The 21,528-nt window shown below is 44.1% G+C and carries 20 protein-coding genes and 1 pseudogene; 4 read left to right on the top strand and 17 right to left on the bottom strand.

What is annotated here, in order from left to right; genetic code table 11:
* Window positions 1-9: 9 nt before the first annotated feature.
* The 3 genes from AC1DOV_RS15405 to AC1DOV_RS15395 all read left to right on the top strand — a co-directional run bounded on the left by AC1DOV_RS15405 (window position 10) and on the right by AC1DOV_RS15395 (window position 1,422).
* A complete protein-coding gene (locus tag AC1DOV_RS15405; RefSeq protein WP_076269300.1) occupies window positions 10-636 on the top strand; it encodes a TetR/AcrR family transcriptional regulator in 627 nt (208 codons plus the stop codon).
* 14 nt (window positions 637-650) lie between these two features.
* Window positions 651-941 (top strand): DUF3817 domain-containing protein, encoded by a 291-nt coding sequence (locus AC1DOV_RS15400; RefSeq protein WP_076269299.1) that lies wholly within the window; start codon window positions 651-653, stop codon window positions 939-941.
* A 121-nt stretch (window positions 942-1,062) separates the two neighbouring features.
* Window positions 1,063-1,422 carry a VOC family protein gene (locus AC1DOV_RS15395; RefSeq protein ID WP_477511980.1) on the top strand — a complete coding sequence of 120 codons (360 nt, stop codon included), beginning with the start codon at window positions 1,063-1,065 and terminating at the stop codon, window positions 1,420-1,422.
* Window positions 1,423-1,443: 21 nt separating this feature from the next.
* Here the strand turns inward: AC1DOV_RS15395 and AC1DOV_RS15390 are convergent, their stop codons facing one another.
* From AC1DOV_RS15390 to AC1DOV_RS15360, 7 genes and pseudogenes are all read right to left on the bottom strand, one after another.
* Window positions 1,444-1,971, bottom strand: coding sequence for a GNAT family N-acetyltransferase (locus AC1DOV_RS15390; RefSeq protein ID WP_477550354.1), 528 nt, complete (start codon window positions 1,969-1,971; stop codon window positions 1,444-1,446).
* 147 nt (window positions 1,972-2,118) lie between these two features.
* A complete protein-coding gene (cysI, locus tag AC1DOV_RS15385) occupies window positions 2,119-3,843 on the bottom strand; it encodes an assimilatory sulfite reductase (NADPH) hemoprotein subunit (RefSeq protein WP_477550353.1) in 1,725 nt (574 codons plus the stop codon).
* Window positions 3,844-3,895: 52 nt separating this feature from the next.
* On the bottom strand, window positions 3,896-5,758 hold the full coding sequence (locus AC1DOV_RS15380) for an assimilatory sulfite reductase (NADPH) flavoprotein subunit (protein WP_477550389.1): 1,863 nt from the start codon (window positions 5,756-5,758) through the stop codon (window positions 3,896-3,898).
* Between the two features lie 437 nt (window positions 5,759-6,195).
* Entirely contained in the window at window positions 6,196-6,984 is a 789-nt protein-coding gene (locus tag AC1DOV_RS15375) for an undecaprenyl-diphosphate phosphatase (protein WP_441884629.1), read from the bottom strand.
* Window positions 6,985-7,035: 51 nt separating this feature from the next.
* Window positions 7,036-8,349: a hemolysin family protein gene (locus AC1DOV_RS15370; protein ID WP_477550352.1), complete on the bottom strand. Its 1,314-nt coding sequence runs from the start codon at window positions 8,347-8,349 to the stop codon at window positions 7,036-7,038.
* 30 nt (window positions 8,350-8,379) lie between these two features.
* A complete protein-coding gene (locus AC1DOV_RS15365) occupies window positions 8,380-8,739 on the bottom strand; it encodes a Lin0512 family protein (RefSeq protein ID WP_076269289.1) in 360 nt (119 codons plus the stop codon).
* Window positions 8,740-8,786: 47 nt separating this feature from the next.
* Window positions 8,787-9,935, bottom strand: a pseudogene (locus AC1DOV_RS15360) (DUF3900 domain-containing protein).
* Window positions 9,936-10,185: 250 nt separating this feature from the next.
* On the opposite strand from AC1DOV_RS15360, the gene AC1DOV_RS15355 reads away from it, so the two are divergent.
* Complete coding sequence (locus tag AC1DOV_RS15355) at window positions 10,186-11,112, top strand: methyl-accepting chemotaxis protein (RefSeq protein ID WP_477550351.1); 927 nt, start codon at window positions 10,186-10,188, stop codon at window positions 11,110-11,112.
* 129 nt (window positions 11,113-11,241) lie between these two features.
* Here AC1DOV_RS15355 and thrB read toward each other — a convergent pair whose 3' ends face one another.
* The 10 genes from thrB to hrpB all read right to left on the bottom strand — a co-directional run bounded on the left by thrB (window position 11,242) and on the right by hrpB (window position 21,511).
* Complete coding sequence (gene thrB, locus AC1DOV_RS15350) at window positions 11,242-11,736, bottom strand: homoserine kinase (RefSeq protein ID WP_477550350.1); 495 nt, start codon at window positions 11,734-11,736, stop codon at window positions 11,242-11,244.
* A gap of 118 nt (window positions 11,737-11,854) precedes the next feature.
* On the bottom strand, window positions 11,855-12,337 hold the full coding sequence (locus tag AC1DOV_RS15345) for a YhfM domain-containing protein (RefSeq protein ID WP_477512736.1): 483 nt from the start codon (window positions 12,335-12,337) through the stop codon (window positions 11,855-11,857).
* Between the two features lie 149 nt (window positions 12,338-12,486).
* Complete coding sequence (locus AC1DOV_RS15340; protein ID WP_477512735.1) at window positions 12,487-13,029, bottom strand: hypothetical protein; 543 nt, start codon at window positions 13,027-13,029, stop codon at window positions 12,487-12,489.
* A 145-nt stretch (window positions 13,030-13,174) separates the two neighbouring features.
* Window positions 13,175-13,549 carry a VOC family protein gene (locus AC1DOV_RS15335; protein WP_477550349.1) on the bottom strand — a complete coding sequence of 125 codons (375 nt, stop codon included), beginning with the start codon at window positions 13,547-13,549 and terminating at the stop codon, window positions 13,175-13,177.
* Between the two features lie 184 nt (window positions 13,550-13,733).
* Window positions 13,734-14,828, bottom strand: a complete 1,095-nt coding sequence (locus AC1DOV_RS15330; RefSeq protein WP_477550348.1) for a nitric oxide synthase oxygenase — start codon at window positions 14,826-14,828, stop codon at window positions 13,734-13,736.
* The gene (locus AC1DOV_RS15325; RefSeq protein WP_477550347.1) at window positions 14,828-15,673 is read right to left on the bottom strand and encodes an EcsC family protein; all 846 of its coding nucleotides are present in this window, start codon (window positions 15,671-15,673) and stop codon (window positions 14,828-14,830) included. The genes AC1DOV_RS15330 and AC1DOV_RS15325 overlap by 1 nt, the downstream gene beginning before the upstream one ends.
* A 65-nt stretch (window positions 15,674-15,738) precedes the next feature.
* Complete coding sequence (gene modB, locus AC1DOV_RS15320; protein ID WP_441884647.1) at window positions 15,739-16,401, bottom strand: molybdate ABC transporter permease subunit; 663 nt, start codon at window positions 16,399-16,401, stop codon at window positions 15,739-15,741.
* A 50-nt stretch (window positions 16,402-16,451) separates the two neighbouring features.
* Window positions 16,452-18,533: a HelD family protein gene (locus AC1DOV_RS15315; RefSeq protein ID WP_477550346.1), complete on the bottom strand. Its 2,082-nt coding sequence runs from the start codon at window positions 18,531-18,533 to the stop codon at window positions 16,452-16,454.
* An 80-nt stretch (window positions 18,534-18,613) separates the two neighbouring features.
* Window positions 18,614-18,904, bottom strand: coding sequence for a DUF1294 domain-containing protein (locus AC1DOV_RS15310; RefSeq protein WP_339209079.1), 291 nt, complete (start codon window positions 18,902-18,904; stop codon window positions 18,614-18,616).
* Between the two features lie 66 nt (window positions 18,905-18,970).
* On the bottom strand, window positions 18,971-21,511 hold the full coding sequence (gene hrpB / locus AC1DOV_RS15305; RefSeq protein ID WP_477550345.1) for an ATP-dependent helicase HrpB: 2,541 nt from the start codon (window positions 21,509-21,511) through the stop codon (window positions 18,971-18,973).
* Between the last annotated feature and the right edge of the window lie 17 nt (window positions 21,512-21,528).

Raw genomic sequence — 21,528 nt, 5'->3', positions numbered from 1 at the left:
GGCATGTCGATGAGCGAGGACCAAATAAAACGCAAACCAGGCCGGCCCAAAGGCACAGGTTCAATTCAGACGATGCAGCAAATTTTGCGCACAGCAGCCTTTTTATTTATGGAGCAAGGTTTCGAAAAAGTTTCATTAGAAAGTGTAGCCCAAGCATGCGGGGTTACTAAAGCAAGCGTTTATTATTATTTTAATAATAAAAGCGTTTTGTTCACGGAATGTCTTCAATTTGTTCTAAAGATGGCTTATGATCAAACTTCAAAAATTGTTAGCAGCACCGGGTCACTGAAGGAAAGAATGCTTGTTGTTGCTGAGCGCCATATGAACAATGCTCATGTTGAGTTTGAAACGATGATGCGGGAAGCATCCAGCGGTTTGACTGAGGAGCAAATAACGAGCATTCGTACGAGTGAGCAAGCGATACACGAATTAATTGGGAGTGTATTTCAGAAGGCAATGGACGAGGGCGAAATCAAACGGGGTGATTCGATGTTGCTTGCTCATGTCTTTACAGCTATGTTAACGGTACGAAACCGTAAAGAAATCATTAATAATGAAAAAACAGTGGAACAAGCCGCGTTCGAAATCGTAGAACTATTGTGGGCAGGACTAGAGCCTCGCTCGCAATCTTATTAAATGGAGGTTTTTTAATGCTTAAAACCGCAATGGGTCGTCTGCGGGTCGTTGGTTTCATCGAAGGGTTATCTTTTCTATTACTACTTTTAATAGCAATGCCCCTCAAATACTGGGCTGATATTCCAGAACCTGTGACTATTGTAGGCGGACTTCATGGCCTCTTATTCGTTCTTTATATCCTTGCTGTCTTCCATGTTTGGATTAAACACCGCTGGTCGATTCTCAAGGCAGCAGCAGCGTTTATCGCAGCTTTCCTTCCATTTGGCACATTTATTCTTGATAAGAAGCTGCTTCGCGATCAATAAGTTAAAGAGGTTATTCCGAGCAATTGGAATAACCTCTTTTTTTATACTAATGATGGAAAAATGAAGTGAACTCGCCTACTAAGCATGATAGAATAAATGTAAAACTAAAGGAGAGTGTTTCATGATGGGTATTATTATAAATAGAGTAGGAGCAATCTTTGTTACGGTCAGCGATATTGAAAAAGCTCGTGAATGGTATTGCTCCATTCTTGAATTGGAGCCTACCTATGATATCATTGCAGGTCATTTATGCTGTATTCCTTTAGATAACAACGGCCAAAACCTTGTTTTAGACAGTAAAATCTATACAGAAGATACTTATGCAAGAACACCTATTTTTCATTTTAATACGGATGACATCCATGCTGCTTTTCAGTTCATGCGTGATAAGAATGTAGAGCTTGTAAGCGAAATTGAACATGGTCACTTTTTCAGCTTTAAAGACCCCGACGGAAACCTGCTTATGGTTTGCAAATGCTAAAAAAATAGCTAACTGCATTGATTATAGGCCTAACCAAAACCTTTTAATAATATTGCCATTTTCCTCTACGAATTCTGATTCCAACACGCCACCGTTTTTTAAAATCGTTTTTTCTGAGCCGGTATTCCCTTTATCACAAACAACTAGAACTTTTTGATGACCCCAATCTTTTAACAGCTCCAACGTATTTGATAATATGATATTGGCATACCCTTTTCTTCTCTCCGATGGACGAACGCCATATCCGATATGGCCGCCTTGATTGAGCAGTTTTTCATTCAATCGATGCCGAATATTAACCGCTCCTACAATTAAGTTGTCCTCACTTAGGAGCCAATAAGTGGTATGAGGAACACGATCACTGCTTGATATTTTGGATTCAGTATCTTCAGCATACAAAAAATCTAACATGGCATTAAAATCTTCCGGTTCTCTCTCAATGACCCACGGCACCATATCTTCACCGCTCTTTATCCAGTCCTCATAAAAGGATATATACGCTTCGCGGTATTCGATCGTTGGTTTAATTAATATCGCTGATTTCGGCATAAGCACGCTCCACTCCGATGATTTTTACCAAATTAACACATTTAATGAATAGGGTCAATCTTATTTCATCGATGATTCATCGTGCTCTTCATAACAAAGAAGACTAAGGCATAACGCCCTAGTCTTCTTTTGCTTAATTTATACTTATTAGTTATGGAATTGTTGACCATCATGAACAGCCTTTACATAACCTGCACGAATTACGAAATCTCCGAAATGCTCGCCCGTTTCCCGTTCCTTCGCATACTGATTAATAATCGGTTTTAAAGTATCGAGAATTTCGGTCTCATCAATATTTTCACGGTAAAGCTTGTTTAGTCTATCACCTGCATAGCCTGCGCCCATATACATATTGTATTTGCCGAGTGCCTTGCCGATAAATGAGATTTCTCCAAGCGCTGGTCTTGCGCAGCCGTTCGGGCATCCAGTCATCCTAATGTTGATCTCCTGGTCACGCAGTCCTGCTTCATTAATAATCGGCTCCAGCTTATCGATCAGTGTTGGAAGGTAACGTTCTGCTTCCGCCATAGCAAGACCGCAAGTCGGCAACGAAACACAAGATAATGAGCTTCGGCGCAGCGCAGAGTGCTGCGTACCGTCCGTAAGTCCGTATTGCTCTGCTAGCTCCGTAATTTTGCGTTTCTTCTGGCTGCTGACATTACCGATAATAAGATTCTGATTCGGAGTAATGCGGAAGTCGCCTGTATGAACTTTAGCGATTTCGCGTAAACCCGTCATTTGCGGGTTGCCTTCTTGATCCTCAATACGTCCGCTTTGGATAAACAACGTCAAATTCCATTTGCCGTTGCTTCCCTTTAGCCAGCCATAACGGTCTCCGTTATTTTGGAATTGATAAGGACGTACCTCTTCAAGCTGCCAGCCAAGACGGTTTTGCAGCTCGGTTTTGAACCAATCAATCCCATGACGGTCAATCGTATACTTAAACCGAGCGTTTTTGCGAACCGAACGGTTGCCATAGTCACGTTGAATCATAACGGTCTTCTCGGCAAGCTCCACAATTCGCTCTGGCGGACAGAAGCCAATCACTTTACCAAGCTGCGGATAAGTCGTTGTATCGCCGTGTGTCATCCCCATACCGCCGCCAACGGAAATGTTAAAGCCCTTCAGCTTGCCATCTTCCACGATTGCAATGTAGCCGATGTCTTGAGAGAATACATCTACATCATTAAAAGGCGGAATCGCAAATCCAATTTTGAACTTACGCGGCAAATATACAGGTCCGTAGATAGGCTCTACTTCCGCTCCATCCTCTTTACCATCGATTACTTTTTCTCCGTCCAACCAAATTTCATGATAAGCGCGAGTACGCGGTGCCAAATGATCATTCACTTGACGTGCCCAGTAGCTAACTTCCTCATGATGGTTCGATTGAAAAGGATTTGGACTGCACATAACGTTCCGATTGACGTCACCGCAGGCAGCAAGAGTAGTCATCAGCTCGCTATTGATTTTTTGAAGCGTAGGCTTCAAATTCCATTTCAAAATGCCATGCATTTGGAACGTTTGACGTGTCGTGAGACGCAAAGTCCCGTTGCCGTACTTGTGAGCTAGTTCATCCATGGCAAGCCATTGATTAGAGGTTGCTACACCGCTTGGCAGTACTACCCGGATCATGAATTGAAATGCGGGCTCCAGCTTCTGCTTTTCACGCTCGTTGCGCAAATCTCTGTCATCCTGCATATAACTTCCATGAAACTTCAACAACCGATTGTCATCCTCAGGCAAACCGCCTGTAATCGGATTTCTCATCGTTTCTACTAATGCGCCGCGCAAATAGTTGCTTTCGCTTTTGATATGCTCAACTTCACTTGGCGGTCCACCGATAGGTTTTACCAACTGCTCTTTCGCCATTGTTGCTGTCTCCTCTCGCAATCATTCAAGTACTCTTGTTGTTATCTATTTATTAATAAACATCACGTTGGTAGCGTTGTTGATCCTGCATATCATTCAAATAAGCTGCCGCTTGCTCAGCGCTTAATCCGCCCTCTTGCTCAATAACAGTTAATAGAGCCGTATGCACATCATGTGCCATATGTTTCTCATCACCGCAAATATAAACATAAGCGCCGGCTTGAAGCCATTCGAATAGTTCACGGCTCTTCTGCAGCAAACGATGCTGTACATATACCTTCTCTTCCGTATCGCGGGAGAAAGCCACATCAAGTTTGGTCAAGACGCCGTCTTTAAGCATTCTTTGCCAATCGGTCTGATATAGGAAATCCGTAACAAAGTGGCGATCTCCATAGAACAACCATGATTTTCCTTCTGCGCCAATTTCCTCGCGCTCTTCAAGGAATGCACGGAATGGAGCAACACCAGTACCTGGACCAATCATAATAATTGGAGTATTCGTATCCGCAGGCAGCTTGAAATTCGGATTTTGTTGAATATAGATCGGCAGACTGTCGCCTGGTTGTACACGCTCTGCACAATGTACGGAGCATACCCCATAACGCTCACGACCATGAGACTCATAACGAACAGCTCTCACGGTAAGATGAACCTCATCCTCATTCGCTTTAAAACTGCTGGCAATGGAATAAAGTCTTGCAGGCAGCTTACGCAAGATAGCAACAAATTGTTTTGCGCTTCCTTGCCATGGCTCAAAATCCTGCAATAAATCAAGCAGATCACGACCGTTAATGTAGCTTCTAAGCGCTTGCTCTTGCCCTTGAACTAGCAGTTCACGAAGTGCTGAGTTCGAAGTCAGTTCGGCTGCTTGCGTGATCAGCGGTTTCGTTAGAGCTGTAATTTCATAATACTTAAGTAGAGCTTCACGCAATGAGCCCTGCTCACCGCTCTTATTGATCGGAACAACTTCTTCAGCATTCCAATTCATTTGCTTAATAATTGCATCCACTAGCTCTGGATGATTTTCCGGATAAATACCAAGGCTATCTCCTGGTTCATATTGTAAATTAGAGCCTTCAAGCGACAGCTCCAAATGACGAGTTTCCCGATCAGAGCCGCGGCCATTCAAGTTAATATTCGCAAGAACTTCAGCCTTAAAAGGGTTGTTTCGCGAATAGGCGGATTGTTCTGGTGTTGTTTCGCTGCTTGTTTGCGCTATAGCTGCAGTCGTTCCCGAGGCAGCATTCAAACGATCATTTAATGAGCTGATAACCTCTGCTGACCAGCCAGCAACAGCCTCATCGTAATCGAGATCACAATCTACACGAGGAACAAGACGTTTTGCACCAAGCTCTTCAAGACGTTGATCAAAGTCTTTACCCGTTTGACAGAAAAATTCATACGACGTATCGCCAAGCGACAAGACAGAAAAGCTTACGTTTTCTAGCTGCGGAGCTCGCTTGCTGTAAAGGAACTCGTGGAAGCTCTTCGCATTATCCGGCGGTTCCCCTTCACCATGAGTACTGACAACCAAAAACAGGTTTTCGACTTTTTTCAAATTGTTCGTCTTAAACTTGTTCATTGGCGCAAGTGTTACTTGCAGACCCTGTTCTTCCAGCTTGCGCGATAAGCTGGTAGCTACCCGCTGGCAATTGCCGGTTTGAGAGCCAAACAGTACAGTAACCTCACGGGAAACCGCTGGTTGACTGATAGCCGAAATGACTTCTGCAACTGCTGCTCCTTCGGAGACAGCCTGCACATCCGCACTAATCGTTAATGGACCTGCTGATGCTTGACGAGCAAACAAATAACCTGTCAGCCAAATTTGCTGAGACTCCGTTAGTGATGGTACAAGGCGATTCAGAAGGTCAACTTGCTCTTGATTAAAAGGACTGTTCGTTACCTGAAGTTGCAACAATATCCACCTCTCATAAACATAAAATCATCATTAGTTTTCATAGTCAGACAAGCAAAACGCCATCGGCGTCCTCTAGACGCTGAAGCAGCTTTGACGGAGAAATATAAGCCCTTTATAAGCTAACAAACTTATAAATTCTTATATTTTAAAATTAGTGCTTCAGAAGTGCTTCAATAATTATTAACCTAACATAATCAGACAAATCCATCAACGATGATTTCATGCTCCTAAATTACAATTTTATGGAAAAAGATCGTTATTCATCCACAAAACAAAGAAATCAGGGCAATTTGCCCTGATTATCTCGGATTTATTAGAAAAAATGATCGATTGGATATAAATTAATGATAGTTGATCCAAGCGAATTTTTGCTACATTATATGTAGTTGAAAATCATTCTCGATAATTTTGTCGAAAATCAGTGTTTTCTCCATTTATAAAATAATAAAATAAAAAAGTGCTGCGAGCGCAAAACGATAATAGGCAAACCATGAAAGCCTAATTTTTTTCATCATGTTTATAAACGTTACGACCGCAATCATACCTACAACAAATGCAGCTATTAGCCCAATTAGAAAGAGAGGCAAATCCGACATCGTGAGAAACTCTCGGCTTTTAAGTAGGTCTATTCCACTCGCTCCAGCCATAATCGGGACGGATACTAAAAAAGTAAACTCTGCCGCAGCCTTCTGGCTTACACCAAACAGCATGCCGCCAGATATCGTCGAGCCTGAACGCGAGAACCCCGGCCATAATGCGAGTATCTGAAAACATCCAACAGCAAAGGCCTGCTTGTAGGTAATGTCATCAAGCTCCTCTGCAGTCGGCTTCTTTCGTACACGATCGGCGATAATCATCAGTATTCCGCCCGCCACAAGACCAATCAGCACCTTCTCAGCAACGAACAACTCGCCTTTTATAAATGAATGAAGCAGAACAGCACAAGCTCCCGCCGGTGCCATTGCAATAATGATGTGAAGAGCATTCAAACCCGAATTTTTGCCTACCTTGAAATTAAGTAAACTCGCAAACCGATTTCGGTATAACACAAGCACAGCCAGCACTGCGCCAAATTGAATGACCACCTCAAAGGTTTTCGCTCGATCACCTGTAAAATTCAACAGCTCCGCTGTTAAAATCAAGTGACCCGTTGATGAAACTGGTAAAAACTCAGTAAGGCCCTCCACGATACCCATAATAATCGCATTAATTAGATCGCCCAACGCCCAATCTCCTCCTAGAAATAGACTGAAAATTACTCACTCTATACAAGCCTATGCATGTCCGTAGGTTCCCATTTCATTTTCGATCAAATCAGTATGAATTTCGATTTTCCGGATTCGATTGTCGTCACGTTCACGAATAATGAAGGTCATATTCCCATAGGTCCACGGCTCTCCGATAGGAAGCTCGGGCTTCTGATTAAAGAGCCAACCGCCTACTGAATCTACTTCTTCACTTTCAAGATCAGTTCCTGCAATTTCGTTCCAATCACTAATTAGCGCCTTGCCGTTAACCAAATAACGCTGCTGCTCAATATATTCGATTTCTTTCACTTCATCCTCATCGAACTCATCACGGATTTCCCCTACTATTTCTTCTATGATGTCTTCGATGGTGATGAGCCCCGCCGTTCCACCATATTCGTCCAACAAAATTGCAATTTGAACGCGTTCCTGCTGCATTTTGCGGAGCAGCTTATTGATCGGCATGACTTCAGGAACTGACATAACGGGCTGAAGCAGAGATGTTACGTCGATATCTCGGTTTGTTTCATAGCGGAGAAAAAATTGCTTTGTATTTAATATCCCAATGATGTTGTCTTTGCTTCCTTTGGCCACAGGGAAACGTGTGTATTGCTCTCTTATTATAATTTCGAGGTTCTCTGCGCGAGTATGATCCACATACAAACAGGCCATATCCGTCCGAGGAACCATAATCTCTCTCGCAAGCCGCTCATCAAACGCAAAAATCCGGTTGACATAGCCATACTCACTTTTATTAATTTTCCCGCTCTCATAGCTTTCCGACAAAATGATGCGGATTTCCTCTTCGGAATGAGCCTCATGCTCATTCGCTGGCTTTAAGCCCAGCAATCTTACCAAGGAGTTAGCAGATCCGTTGAGAAGCCAAATAAACGGATACATCACCTTATAAAAAACGATGATAATTGGAGCTGTAAACTGACTGACTTCTTCCGATTTAATGATGGCTAACGTTTTGGGAGCAAGTTCTCCTAGCACGACATGCAAGTACGTTACAATGATGAAGGAAATGACAAACGAAAGCACCGAGCTTAGCTCGCCCTCGATATGTATCCGATCAAATAACGGGTGCAATATAAGCTCAATCGTTGGTTCTCCCAACCATCCGAGGCCAAGCGCCGTAATCGTAATGCCGAGCTGGCAGGCAGATAAATAACCGTCAAGCTTGCTCGTTACCTGCTCAACCGCTCTAGCATTTTTCATGCCCTCTGCTACCATCTGATTGACGCGGCTTGATCGCATACGAATAATTGCAAATTCAGTCGCGACAAAAAAAGCTGTAAATACGAGCAATAATACGAATAGTGCAAGCTTTAAAACCATCGTCTTCTCCCTTTTGCAATGGAGATGCTACTAGTAGCCCACCTCAACTGATGCATTAACGATGTAAATCAAATCGTTTTTATCATCTTTGTCCGGCAGTACTACACCGCTAGTCGTCAGCATGCCGCCGTGTATGACTTCTACAGTCACTTGTCCATACGGCAGCACTGCTTTTACCTGCTCAACGTCAAGAAGCTCATGATCACAAGGAAGTGCAAGCCTTACCCGCACCTTCATGTTATCAAGCGTTCCTCCTGGCAGTACGGATCGCAGTCCGGGCATCGAGTTATGATGAATCGCGTTTTGTACCGCGCGCACCGATGCCTTTGTAATATTTTGACCGTGTAGATCGCATCCCATGCCTATTTCTATAAAAAATAAGTTGTCCACTTAAATATCCTCTCCTTCAAAGTGAAATTTCATACGTACTAGATGACTTACCATGGAACATCATCGTTATTGCCTGAGCCTTCTCCAGCAGGGGTGTAGCTATATCCGGAATCCGCATCCTCAGCAGGCTTCTTGCTTCCGATACGCGGCATAACATCAACCAGATCAAGCGGCTGGACGAGCTCAACCGGCGACATGCCTTTATCGAATTGGAAGGAATCCCCTTCAATTACGACGACTTAACGTCCGTTATGCTTGGCAAAATGGATGCTGTCGCCAAAGTCAGCAAGCAGTCCTTTTACTGTAACGTCGCCTAGTTTAAATGTAAAAGGTAAATCCGGCTTCTGCTCTACTAATGCCGCTGCTGCAACTCCTACCTGCTCCGGCGTCCACCACTCCTGAAGGTCGCGCTTCTCACTTGCCGCCCACACCTCAACCGCATTTTCTTCCTCGCGGCGCTCCGAGCTTTCATCCTCTTGCCACTTATCCGCAATATATTGATGAACCATCTCCACCACTTGCTCACCCATGACCTCAGGCAAAGGCTTCTCATAAGAAACATATTTTAAGAAATCTTCAAAATATCGAGCGTGCGACGCCTGATGAATTTTTAGCTCCCAATGCTCTAGCATGCCCTCCTCTGGCATATGCGGATACTGAATCGATTTGATGCTGCGAGCAGATATCGCCATCTCCACCTGGGAGATTAGGCTTTTTTCATCCGAAATACGAGCAATCTTAGGCTCAAAATCACATTTCAGCAAAAATAAAAACGGCTCATCGAAATACGTATTAAGCTTGGATAACGCAATAATAAATGCGCCTCCCCTTACTGCACTCGTATCCATGTAGATTCGAACGAGCTCGTCGGCAATGCCGATAAAGCGCTCCTTGGAATCCGCGTCACGCAGTCGCTGAAATAAATTGTAGTTCTGATTGCTACCGAGTTCATAACCGGGCTCGACCATAAATCGACCAATCTTCGTTGGCGCGCCTGCTGAGTTAGGATTGCGCTCTACTTTTCTTTTGACGATCCGTTTAAATTCATCATCCAAAAACCTTTGAATTTCACTATCTTCATACGTGTCCTCTTCTAAAGTCTGATAATGCTTAAACCGTTTTCCTGATGATGTGGCACTCTCTTCACCATCGGTATGAATAACGAAAAAGGATAAATATTGCATATTAAAATCCACGTTTATAATTCCTCCAAACAAGCTGATGTCATCTACTTAGAATAGCATATCTCGCCTCTTCGCGACATCAGATGAGAGAACCAATCACATTAATCTCTCAACTGAATCTGATAGAATTTCAAACATGTTCCAAGTGTATTTCAAACCCTTGATAATAATATCTTGCACAACATGTACAATGTTTGTAGAATGTTGTGAAGGCTATTTTTGCTTACTATAAGCATTCGAACGAATGAAGGAGAATCTCGACATGACAGAACGTAACACCATGCTACATATGACTACCCAGGTATTGGACAAGCGAGCTGTTCTTACAGCTATTGAGCAGTCGCTCGCCATGATCGAATTCGATGTTCAAGGGAAGGTTTTATGGGCAAACGAAAATTTTGCGCAAGCTATGGGATATCACTCCTCAGAAATGCCAGGCATGCTGCATAAGCAATTTTGTTCGCAACAATTTGTGAATAGCACTGCGTATGCCAAACTCTGGGAAGACTTGCGCAATGGACTACCCTTTCAGAATAAAATTTTGCGGATTACAAAAACCGGAAATGCAATCTGGCTGGAGGCCACTTACATGCCGGTCAGAGATGAAGAAGGCCGTGTTATTGCGATTTTAAAAATGGCAACCGATATTAATGCCCGCGAACAGGCTACTTCTCAGATGACAGAAAATTTGCTAAAAATGTCCGAGGAGCTGCTCAGCCGTGCCCAAGAAGGGATATCACACAGCCAAGAAGTGGAAGCGGCAATTGAAAGAGTGGCTGTAGGTGCAAGCGATAATATGACTGTTCTCCACCTTCTGGAACAACAAACAAGCTTCATTCGTAAAATCGTTCGTACCATCCGCGACGTTGCGTCGCAAACGAATATTTTATCTTTAAATGCGGCAATCGAAGCTGCACATGCCGGTGAGCATGGCCGGGGCTTCAATGTGGTCGCGATAGAGGTGCGCAAGCTGGCTGGTCAAGTCCAGGAAGCAACCAAAGAAGTAAATGGGTATGTAGAAGATATCGTAAACCATGTTCATGAGGTCGTGAACGGCACCAAACTCTCACAAGAGGTCGTTGCGGAAAGCCAGCTGCGCATTCAACGGGCTGTCGATGAATTCATCAGCATTGGAGAAGCGGCGCGGCAGCTGGATATGCAGGCGAAAGAGCTTAAAAATACGATATAGCAATCATCTTCAGCATGGCCCGAAATGAGATGAATATGATTCTCCCGTACGGCCTCAAGCTGTTTCTACTCCCCTTACACGATTAATTATGTAATAAATGTTATACATTAGGTGCGCTTTTTCGCTCCTTTATTCCTGCATGCTCTCTATAATTTCACTAACACAACGTTCGATATCCTTATTTGAGCAATCAAAAGTTATATCACTATACTTCATGTATAGCGGCAATCTTTCCTCATAAACGTCCTTCAGGCTATTTCCTTTCTTCATTACAATCCCTCTGGTTGTTATGTTTATGAGCCGCTTTTGAATTTCTTCATATGGGACATGTAAATACACAATCTGCCCAACCTGTTTCAGGGCATTCATAGCTTTATTTGAATAGATAACACTTCCACCTGTAGAAATCACACAATTATTCAGTTCCAGTTCAGAAACGATTTTCTCTTCGATTTCCATAAATTTGTCGATACCCTCATGATCAATTATTTCTTGCAGCAACCTACCTTCTAGTTGTTGAATAATAAGATCTGTATCGATGAAATCCATTCCTAAAGCTTTTGCAAGCAATACACCTAAAGTGCTTTTACCCGCTCCTGACATACCGATTAGTACGATATTCATATTTTTCCGCACCTTTGTAATGCCTCCATCTTCCCTTTAAAATAACCTCAAAGTAGCACGGGAAGGCTGTCATCCTACCGGCTGCCTCGTTCAGTTAATTGTTCAGATCATTGTTTACCTAATCCTTTACAGAGTTTGTCAGCCGCTTGTTGATTAACTCATCAATTTGATTGATTGCTTCTTCACTTAAGAAATATGACTTTTGTACTTCAAGATCTGTAATCATTTTTAGAGGTTTGCTATTCCAGTATCGAAAACGTTGCTCTGAGGATGAATATTTTACGACAATGTCGTAGTTCGGTCCGATAGCAACAACCTCCCCTGTAGCTCTAACCGCATCTTTTATTGCTTCTGAAAATGCTTGAAATTCATTTTTCTCGGTAAGAGTCGCTAATGGTTTAGGCATTGGCTCTAAATCTATGCCATCAGGTTCTATGATAACAATTTCCTTTATTTCATTCACTGGCAATTGTGCAAATGGCAAATTTTCTTCAACTACAGTATTTACGGAAGTTCGGTTTGATGCTGCGGGATCAGACTTTGTGGAACAACCAGATATACAAACCGTAATAAACAATACCAAGCAGACAAACTTTTGCACAAGAACCCCTGCCTCTCTAACATTCAAATTAAAAGTACACACATCTACTTCGACGTATGTTAATAATTTTATGTTGCGTAATTTTTGAGGATCTCCTGCTAAGATTCGTTCGAATTAATTACCCATATGCACAAAAAAATGGTTGCCAATCACTCAAAATGAAATACATTTTTGTTGTCTACATTAAATCCATTCAATATGAAACCAGGATAAACCTCGCTATAACGATCTTGCAAAGCAAACCATAGCTTAGTCCCATTTTGTAGCTCCACTATTTCTGCATCTTTATCAATATGTTTGTTTGTACCTTTATCTTCGATATGAAGTCTGGCAATCGACTGTTCATTTATAATGCCATAATAAAGCTGGTACTGCTTATCTTCTTTTTTTGCATTGTTATCAAGGTTAACCCATCCCCAGTCAACATCCCTCTCCGAAGAAAACGGCACCGTACCGCCGCCGAAGCCCCATTTATACCTATTTCCCTCATTATAAACAATACCAGCATCTATGCCTCCGCTTGGATTTTCATAAAATAAAATGACTCCTTTTTCCACTTCATATTGATGATAAATTTGTTTGGATTGTATTCCAGCGTGTTTCATAGCTTCATCTATCGATTTATAGCCGAGTTTAAGGCAACTTGAAAGGATAAGAAATATCGCCAAAAGAAGCAGCATTTTGAATCTCATCACATACCCCCTTTTCTTGGTTTACCTAAAATAAAATGTGCAAGACACCCCAATGCCTGCTCATCCTTATGTATGATTCTTATATCGTTTAACGTCAGCTAATAAAAGTCTCTCAGTTGATTACAGTTTACTAAAATTAACATTCCTAGATAGTATGTGCGACCAACATATTGCCATCGGGATCAAAAAATTTCAAAAATCTTCTTCCTTCCTCGCCTGGCGGTGCTTTTGGGTCACCATGTACCTTGACGCCAGCTTCAGATAGCTTTCTGCAAAGCTCATCCATATCCTCTACCTGAAAACCAATGCTCGGAAACGGTTCGCCGTTAACTGTAAACGTTGATGATTCCTTATCTGAAGACTGCCATAAAAAGATATGTGTTTTATCTCCCTTAAAGCCTATAATAGCAAATTCACCGAAATTAGCATGTAACGTACAATCGAGATTGGTAATATACCATAAAGCTGCATCCTCCAAGTTTTTCACTGGAATCTGTACATGGCTAATAAATTTTCCCATAAAGAGCCTCCTTATTTTTTTAGTCTCCTATTAAAACAATCAGGCATTCATAATTTTCTCTGCAAAAGCAAGTTCATCTCAAAATTCGACTTCACATGCTTAAAATAAAAAAATAGAGGAGATTAGCCCAATTCATGAACTAACATTCCTCTATTTATCTTACTACATTTCATACATTATTTCCTTAATATGGAGCAGCTTGCGCTCGATAAGCAGGCGTTCGTTCCGCATCATCAAAGCTGCGATGCCATATGCCCGTTGTAGCGGGTGACATAGGCGGTATAAGCCATGACCAACGACCGGTCACAGCTCTACCCTGCTCCTGCTCTTGCTTCTCAAAACGTAGAAACTGCTCCGATGCTGTATGATGGTCAACAATGCTGACGCCCTGCTTTTTGAATGAATACAGTACAGCTACATTAAGCTCCGTTAAAGCACGGTCCTTCCATAACGAAGTATTCGTTGACATATCAAATTGAAAAAGCTTTGCAACATTCGGCAGCTGATTATAGCGACTGGTGTCCGATAGGTTTCTCGCTCCGATTTCAGTACCCATGTACCATCCATTAAAAGGAGCAGCCTTATACAAAATTCCACCAATTTCAAGCTCCATATCGGATATAAAAGGAACGGCGTACCACTGCAATGCGAGCTGCTCGAACTCCTGATTTTCAGGATGCGTCAACGCAACCTCTAGCACGTTCTCTTTAGGCAGTTCATACCATTTAGGCGATTTTCCTGAAAGCGAAATGACTAGCGGAAGCACGTCAAATCGACTACCTTCCCCCTTCCAGCCCAGCTTCTCACAAACAGCTGTAAAGGCTGCGGAGGCAGGATCGCCAATAATAGCTTCCCCCTCGCGGTAACCTGCATAACGTACAAGCTGATGATTCCAAATTATTACGTTATTTTGGGAGTGGCTGGCCGGAAAAATCGTAATAGCTGGCCTAATCCTACCTCCATTTGTTGCATAGCTCATATGTTGGAAGATTCGTTTTGCAGCGTCTTGTTCATCCACTATATCGCGTGCATCGAATACTTCCAGCGTCTGCCAAAACAATCGACCGATACAGCGGTTATTGTTCCGCCACGCCATCTTTGCACCATGCCTTAGCTCTTCATACGTATGTGTATAATAACCAGTATCCTCTAATTGCTTCAGCACTTCATCAATTCGCCGCTTCGCTTCTTCTTCGGTTTTTCCAAGCTCATAATACGCTTCACCTAGAAAAGCAATCGCTTGCTCGGCTATGGTCTTTCTCATGCTGCTCGTCGTCATTATGCTTTCGCCTCATTTTCCCCCAGCTTTATCAATACTCTGCGTTTTCGATACAGCATGGTTGCTGCTTCTGCAACATCATTCAGCATGCCCCGATTGATGAACGCTCCGAATAACATGCCTGCCACAGGTATCATTTGAAATAGCTTCTTCCAGCCAAAATTGTCCCGATAAACAGCAACCACTTCACTCCAGCCCTGCAGCTGCGACAGCATTTGATTGCTTCGGTTCATTTCCTCATAAGCACTGAGCTCATCAAGTATCGCTTTTTTCCCTACAATATCTGAAGAAGCAAATTGCATTACTTTAACTGCAAATACACGTTCTTCCTTGCTTTTTGGATCAAATCCATAGCAAATCGCAATTTCTTGAATGATCTTCAGCGATAAGCCGAGTATTGCTGGAATATCGATCGCTAATGTAAAAATGCCGCCAATTCCTGTCGTTGCCCCTTGAAGCGTGGCCATTTTCGAACGACTGGATGCCAATTGCTCAGCAGTTAAGTTTAAAATAGACAACGGCATATTAGCCACATCGTTAATGGTCATCTCTTCATGATCGGCTCCAAGAAGCACATCGTTCTGAGCCGCATTATGATGCAGTTTATCAATAACCGAACGCTCCGAAATCAAATATTTCCCGCCATTTTGAATATAGCTTCCGATCTCATCCACTGCAAGTCCAAGTTTTTCCTGTATAAACTTTGGAGTAATTTTGTCGAGCAGCATAAATGGCAAACGCCCAAGCTTTTCCCAAAACCATAAATCCTTCTGTTCTTTTTCCCATTTCTCTATTTCAAGCAAAGCAGATTTCAAATTTTCTGGTGAATCCATGACAGTAGGCATCTTCGGGCACGCTCCTTCTCCGCAAGTAATACGCAGAAAAACTGGATTCGGATTCGTCCTTCACATTATTGTTCCAATTTGCGTCCCGTAAACAGCAGCATGACAAAAGAGAACGAAATGATAGCTATCGTCCAAGCCCAAGCCATTCCCATTTCACCTGTCTCAACAGCGATGTATATAGCAGTAGGTACTGTCTGCGTGCGACCTGGTATATTTCCTGCAATCATCAAGGTTGCGCCAAACTCGCCAAGGCCTCTAGCAAATCCTAGCAGGTATGCCGTAGTCAGTGATCGTTTAGCAAGCGGCAGCGTGATATATCTCAGCACCTGCAGCTCACTGGCTCCTGCTGAACGTGCAGAATCCTCAAGATGGCGATCGACGGAAAGAAAACCAACCTTCATCGTCTGATAAACGAGCGGAAACGCAACAATGACCGCCGCGATAACCGCGGCGATCCATGAGAAAACGATAGGTTGAGCAAATAACCACTCGTATGCTTTACCAATCCAGCTCCCTCGTCCAAGCGTTATGAGAAGAATGAACCCAACGACGGTTGGGGGCAGGACCAGCGGAAGCATGAAGAAGGTTTCTATGATACTTTTGCCTTTAAAAGAATGCCGTGACATGAAGCGTGCTACGAGCATTCCAATAATGGCAACGATAATGCTAGCAATAATAGATACTCTCAAAGAGAGCCATACTGGCGGCAGCCATTCGTCCCAGTTCATAAATAAGTAGCCTCCGGATAGACGTTATGTTGCTGCCTATTATATCGAAATTAAGCTTCGTCGCCCAGCAGTAATGTGAGTTTTCCGCGATAAAACAGCTTAAGCTTATGCAAGGCGCGCGTGCATCCGACGTACAATAGCTTCGCATCAAGCTCAGAATAAGCTTCCTCGCTCGCATCTGCTACAAGAACGGCATCGAATTCCAAACCTTTAGACAAGTAGACAGGTACTACAGACAGGCCGCCGCCATATGCAGGTTGCTTGCTCTGCACTAACGAAGCATCCAAACCTTGCTTAATCAAGAAGTTATAAATTTCTTCGCATTCAATCGCTGTACGGCCAATGACAGAAATCGTCTCATATTCCGCCTTCGATTGCCATTCACGGATAGTACCTTCAATGGAAGCTAACCAATTATCGTTTTCAACTGGTACTGCAAGAACGGCATCTCCGCTTCGGAAAACAGGCACCGCAGGTTTGACTTCACCGATCATGCTTCCTAAAATTTTGTTGGCAAATTCAATAATTTCCATTGTCGAACGATAGCTTCGATTGAGCTCATAAAAGTCAATCTGCTCTTCATTAAACAAAGCGGTAAGCTCTGTCCAGCTTTGTACGCCTGCGTAGGCATGAATTCCTTGCTGCAAATCGCCTAGCACGGTCATCGATGCCGTTCTTTGACACAGCCGCAGTACTTCCAGCTGAAACGGAGAATAATCCTGTGCTTCATCTATAACGATATGATCGAAAAACTGCTTCGGCAATCCAAATAGCTGAAGCTGGATATAGGCGAGTGGTGCCAAATCCTCCGCAGCAGCCATTTCTTTCTTTAATCGTTCGGCAGTTGCAGCTGCGATAACCTTAGGAATACGGCTCTCAAGCTGTTTGCCGCTGAATAACGAAGCATATAGCTGTAAAGAGGTATAGGCCGGAATTTTTTTGGTGTAGCTATTAAACTTAGTGAGCGCCTTCGCTCTTATTTTTTTATCAACAATCCGCTTCATCTTAAGCTCGGACTCCATCCAGCGACGAATTCGACTAACCAGTCGATCCCGTTTCTTCATGAGCGTCTCTTCGCCATAATCGGTATCATACCACTCGCGAATTTGCTCTGGCGACAGCTCAAGCCCGTCAATTGGCAAAAAAGATGTCGTTGGCACAATCCGTTGCTCAAAGTTAGCGATCCGCTCATCTATAATTGCTTTAAAATCGAGATTCCCTTTAAAACGTCCGGATGCATTCTCCACTTCTGAAGCGGTTCTGCGTTCTTCGAACCAATAAGCCATCGTATCAGACGGATCGCTGACAGTTACTGTTTTCTCAAGGAGCTCAAGAGACCAGTCACTGAATGTCGTTTGCTGAATATCACCCACGCCTAGCTCTGGCAATACACCGGATATGTAGTCTAGGAACATTCGGTTAGGTGCAAAGATAATCATACGCTCCGCTCGCATCCGATCAGCGTACTGATAAAGCAAGAAAGCAAGTCTATGCAGCGCAACGGTCGTTTTACCGCTTCCCGCGACGCCCTGTATAAACAACGCTTTGTTACGATCCGCACGAATAATACGATCTTGCTCGCCTTGAATCGTAGAAACGATATCACGCAGCTTATTATCCTTGTTCTCTCCTAAGCGATACAAAAGGAATTCATCCGTTACCGAGCCTTCTTCTTGGCCGCGTACATAACTATCAACCAGACGAATGATTTCTCCCTGGCGGATCATGAAATTTCGCTTTAAATGGACATATCCTTCAATTTCTCCGTCAGGCGATTGATAAGAAGCTGGCGCTTCTCCGCCTGTGAAGGAATAAAACAAGCTTGCTGCTGGCGCACGCCAATCGATGACAAGCAGCTCATTGCTGCCTTGCTTTGCCACACCGGCTTTTCCAATATATAAGGGCTTTGTTTCGCCCACTGGCAACTCTTGAAAATCAATGCGGCCGAAATAAGGCTCACGCTTCGATATTTCAAGTCTAAGTCTACGTTCCTCTTGCTGTAAATCGAGCATTTGCTCTGTGAAATCATCGCCTTTGTAGCGTGGACCAATTTCTTGAAGCTGATTTACAATATCATTCAGCGACTCGGTTAATCGATCCTGCTCTTCTTGATAGGCACTTTGAACGGTCATGTCAGTTACCTCCTAAGTTTGTGGTGTGCAAGAAAAAAAAGAGAAGCCCCAATATACCATAGGAAGGCTTCTCAAAGCAATCAAGAGTTTACAGTCATTCCAATAAGCTTGGCAGCTCCTAGAATGAGCAATATATTTAAGACAAACAGAAAAGGAATTCCTACTGTAAACGAGCGATGTTTTGTTTTATGACGCCATTTTTTCATCGCAAGCCATGTTCCGCCTGCACCGCCAATGGCACTCAGCAAAAACAATCGTTTCTCGGGAACACGCCTGCGCTGCTTCTTAGCGCTTTTCTTATCAAAGCCCATAAGCGCAAACGTGTAAATATTTATAAACAGCAAATATAGTATGACTAAATAAATGATCATTGCTTTGGCACACATCCTCTCAGAATAGGGAGATTTCTCGTGCTTAGGCAGAAACAGCTGAGTCCCTTATGTGTTTCTCGGCTTCGCTCGATTCGTCGGCATCGCTGTGTAAGGATCATCCGGCCAATAATGCTTCGGATAACGTCCTTTCAAATCCTTCTTTACCTCGAAATACGTATTCTCCCAAAAGCTGCGCAAATCACGCGTGACTTGAACCGGTCGCTGCGAAGGGGATAAAAGATGCAGTGTAACCGGCAACCTGCCCCTTGCTAGTCGTGGTGTATCCGTAAGGCCGAATAGCTCTTGTAACCTTACAGCGAGCACAGGCGACTCCGGATCACTGTAGTCTATCGGTATGCGAGAACCGCTAGGCACAACGATATGGGTAGGAACCTGCTCATCAAGCTCCTGTTTTTGCTTCCAGCTAAGCTTGCCTTCAAGCAGCTGAAGCATGGAGAGCTTCTGTAAATCAGCACGGCTCTTCATCCCAAATAGATGCGGCTTCAGCCACTCTTCGAGCGTGCCGAGCAGCGCTTCATCGGAAGCATCGGGCCAATCATCGCCAGCCAGCGCCATGAGCCTCATCCTTGCTTTCAGCTGCTGCGCTTGCTTGCTCATTGGCAGCATTACAAATCCAATTTCCTGAATCGCAGTAATCAAAGCATCCGCTACAAGTTGTTCATCCGGTTTCTGAAGAATGGTTTCTTTCATCACAATACTGCCAAGTCGCAATCGCTTTCTAGCACGAACAGCTTGTGCAGCAGCATCCCACTCTACGACCTCTTCAGCTGTTATATAGCCACTTAGATAATGCTCGATATCGCTTAGATGAAGTTCAGCCGCTAACCGTATCCGGCTTTCGGAGCCTGTATCATCGAGCTCGCAAGCAGCAAGATAAGCTGAACGCGATAGCGGCTGAAGTTCAGGCAGTACAGCTCCTCTGCCGTTAGCTAATAAATATCGGCCATCGCTGCGCCTTTGAGCGATTCGGTCCGGATACGCAAATGCCAGTAAAATGCCAATTGGAATAGGCGACTTGTGCTGAGCTGTTTTTTCAAAAGCTGTCTCGGCAGCGGTTTGCGCTGACAATTTCCGCTCCCATTGATCCGCTTGCGCGATAATTCGGCGTACTGCGCCTCTGCTGGGATGCTCGGAGCTGCCGCCCATCAGCAGTTTGCCATCTTTTCCGGACAGCTGATATAACAAATCCAACCGTAGCTGCACATCTACATTGCGCTCCTGTGGAAGTAAATCACGTTCGCTTAGCAAAGCTGCTGCATCACATGCGAGTCTTGCAGAACCTAGCTCTGAAGCCTGCAAAATCATGGCACCGAGCCGCGGATGCAAACCAAACTGTGCCATTTTCACTCCCGCGGCTGTTGGTTTACTGTCACCGTCTATTGCGTTTAGCTCTTTCAGCAAAGCAACCGCTTGCTCATAAGCAGCTGCAGGCGGCGGCGTCAACCAATTAAGCTCCAGCGGATCTTTTATTCCCCAAATGGCTAGCTCAAGGGCTAGGGAAGCAAGATCTGCCTCAAGCAGCTCGGGTGTACTCTGTTTCGGCAAATAAACTTGCTCTTGCTCTGTCCATAACCGATAACAAGCACCTTTAGCCAACCGTCCTGCTCTCCCTCGTCGCTGATCCGCGGAAGCGATCGAAACAGGCAATGTTTCCAACCGAGTCATGCCAGTTCTTGGAGAAAACCGGGGAACTCGCATTAAGCCGCTGTCTACCACAACCTTAATTCCTTCAACGGTCAGACTTGATTCTGCAATGGAAGTCGCAAGCACAACCTTGCGTTCACCATCAGCACATGGAGCAACAGCCGCATCTTGTTTCTCGAGCGGCAAGCTGCCATGCAGCTCCTCTACTCGAGCAAATGAAGATACGCCGCTCTCCATTAACCATCTGGCTGTGCGGCGTATCTCTGCAACACCTGGCAAAAACGCTAATACATCTCCATCAAACGAACGGAGCGCTTCCATAATCGTTCGTGCCATGTGGGGCTCTATAGGTCCCGTAAGCTTTGCTTTCATGTACTGTGTCTCAACAGGGAAAACCCGGCCTTCACTGCTAATAATTGGTGCACCCTCAAGCAGCTCGGCAATCGGCTCTGCATCCAGCGTTGCTGACATAATAACGAGGCGTAAATCATCTCTCAGCAATTGCTGTGATTGCAAGCAAAGCGTTAAGCCAAGATCGCCATGCAAGTGCCGTTCATGGAACTCGTCGAACAAGATCGCCCCAACCTGCTCGAGTGCGGGGTCCTCCTGCAGCATGCGCGTTAATACACCTTCGGTCACCACTTCAATGCGTGTTTGCGAACTAACCCGAGAATCTAATCTCACCCGGTAACCAACCGTTTCACCAGCCTGCTCGCCAAGCGATTTTGCCATAAACTGAGCGGCTGAACGTGCGGCGAGTCTGCGCGGCTCAAGCATTATTATTTTTTTGCTTCCCAGCCATGGCTGATCAAGCAGCGCAAGCGGAACTCGTGTCGTCTTTCCGGCTCCCGGCTCTGCGATCAGCACCGCATTCACACCGCTTTGGAGAGCCAATAGCAGTTCCGGCAATACCTGATCAATCGGCAATTGCTGTTGATTCATGCTGATTGCTCCTTATC

The organism is Paenibacillus sp. 01T47 (assembly GCF_056398245.1).
Note: the sequence above shows the minus strand (reverse complement) of the source record. Positions and strands in the feature narration are given on the sequence as shown.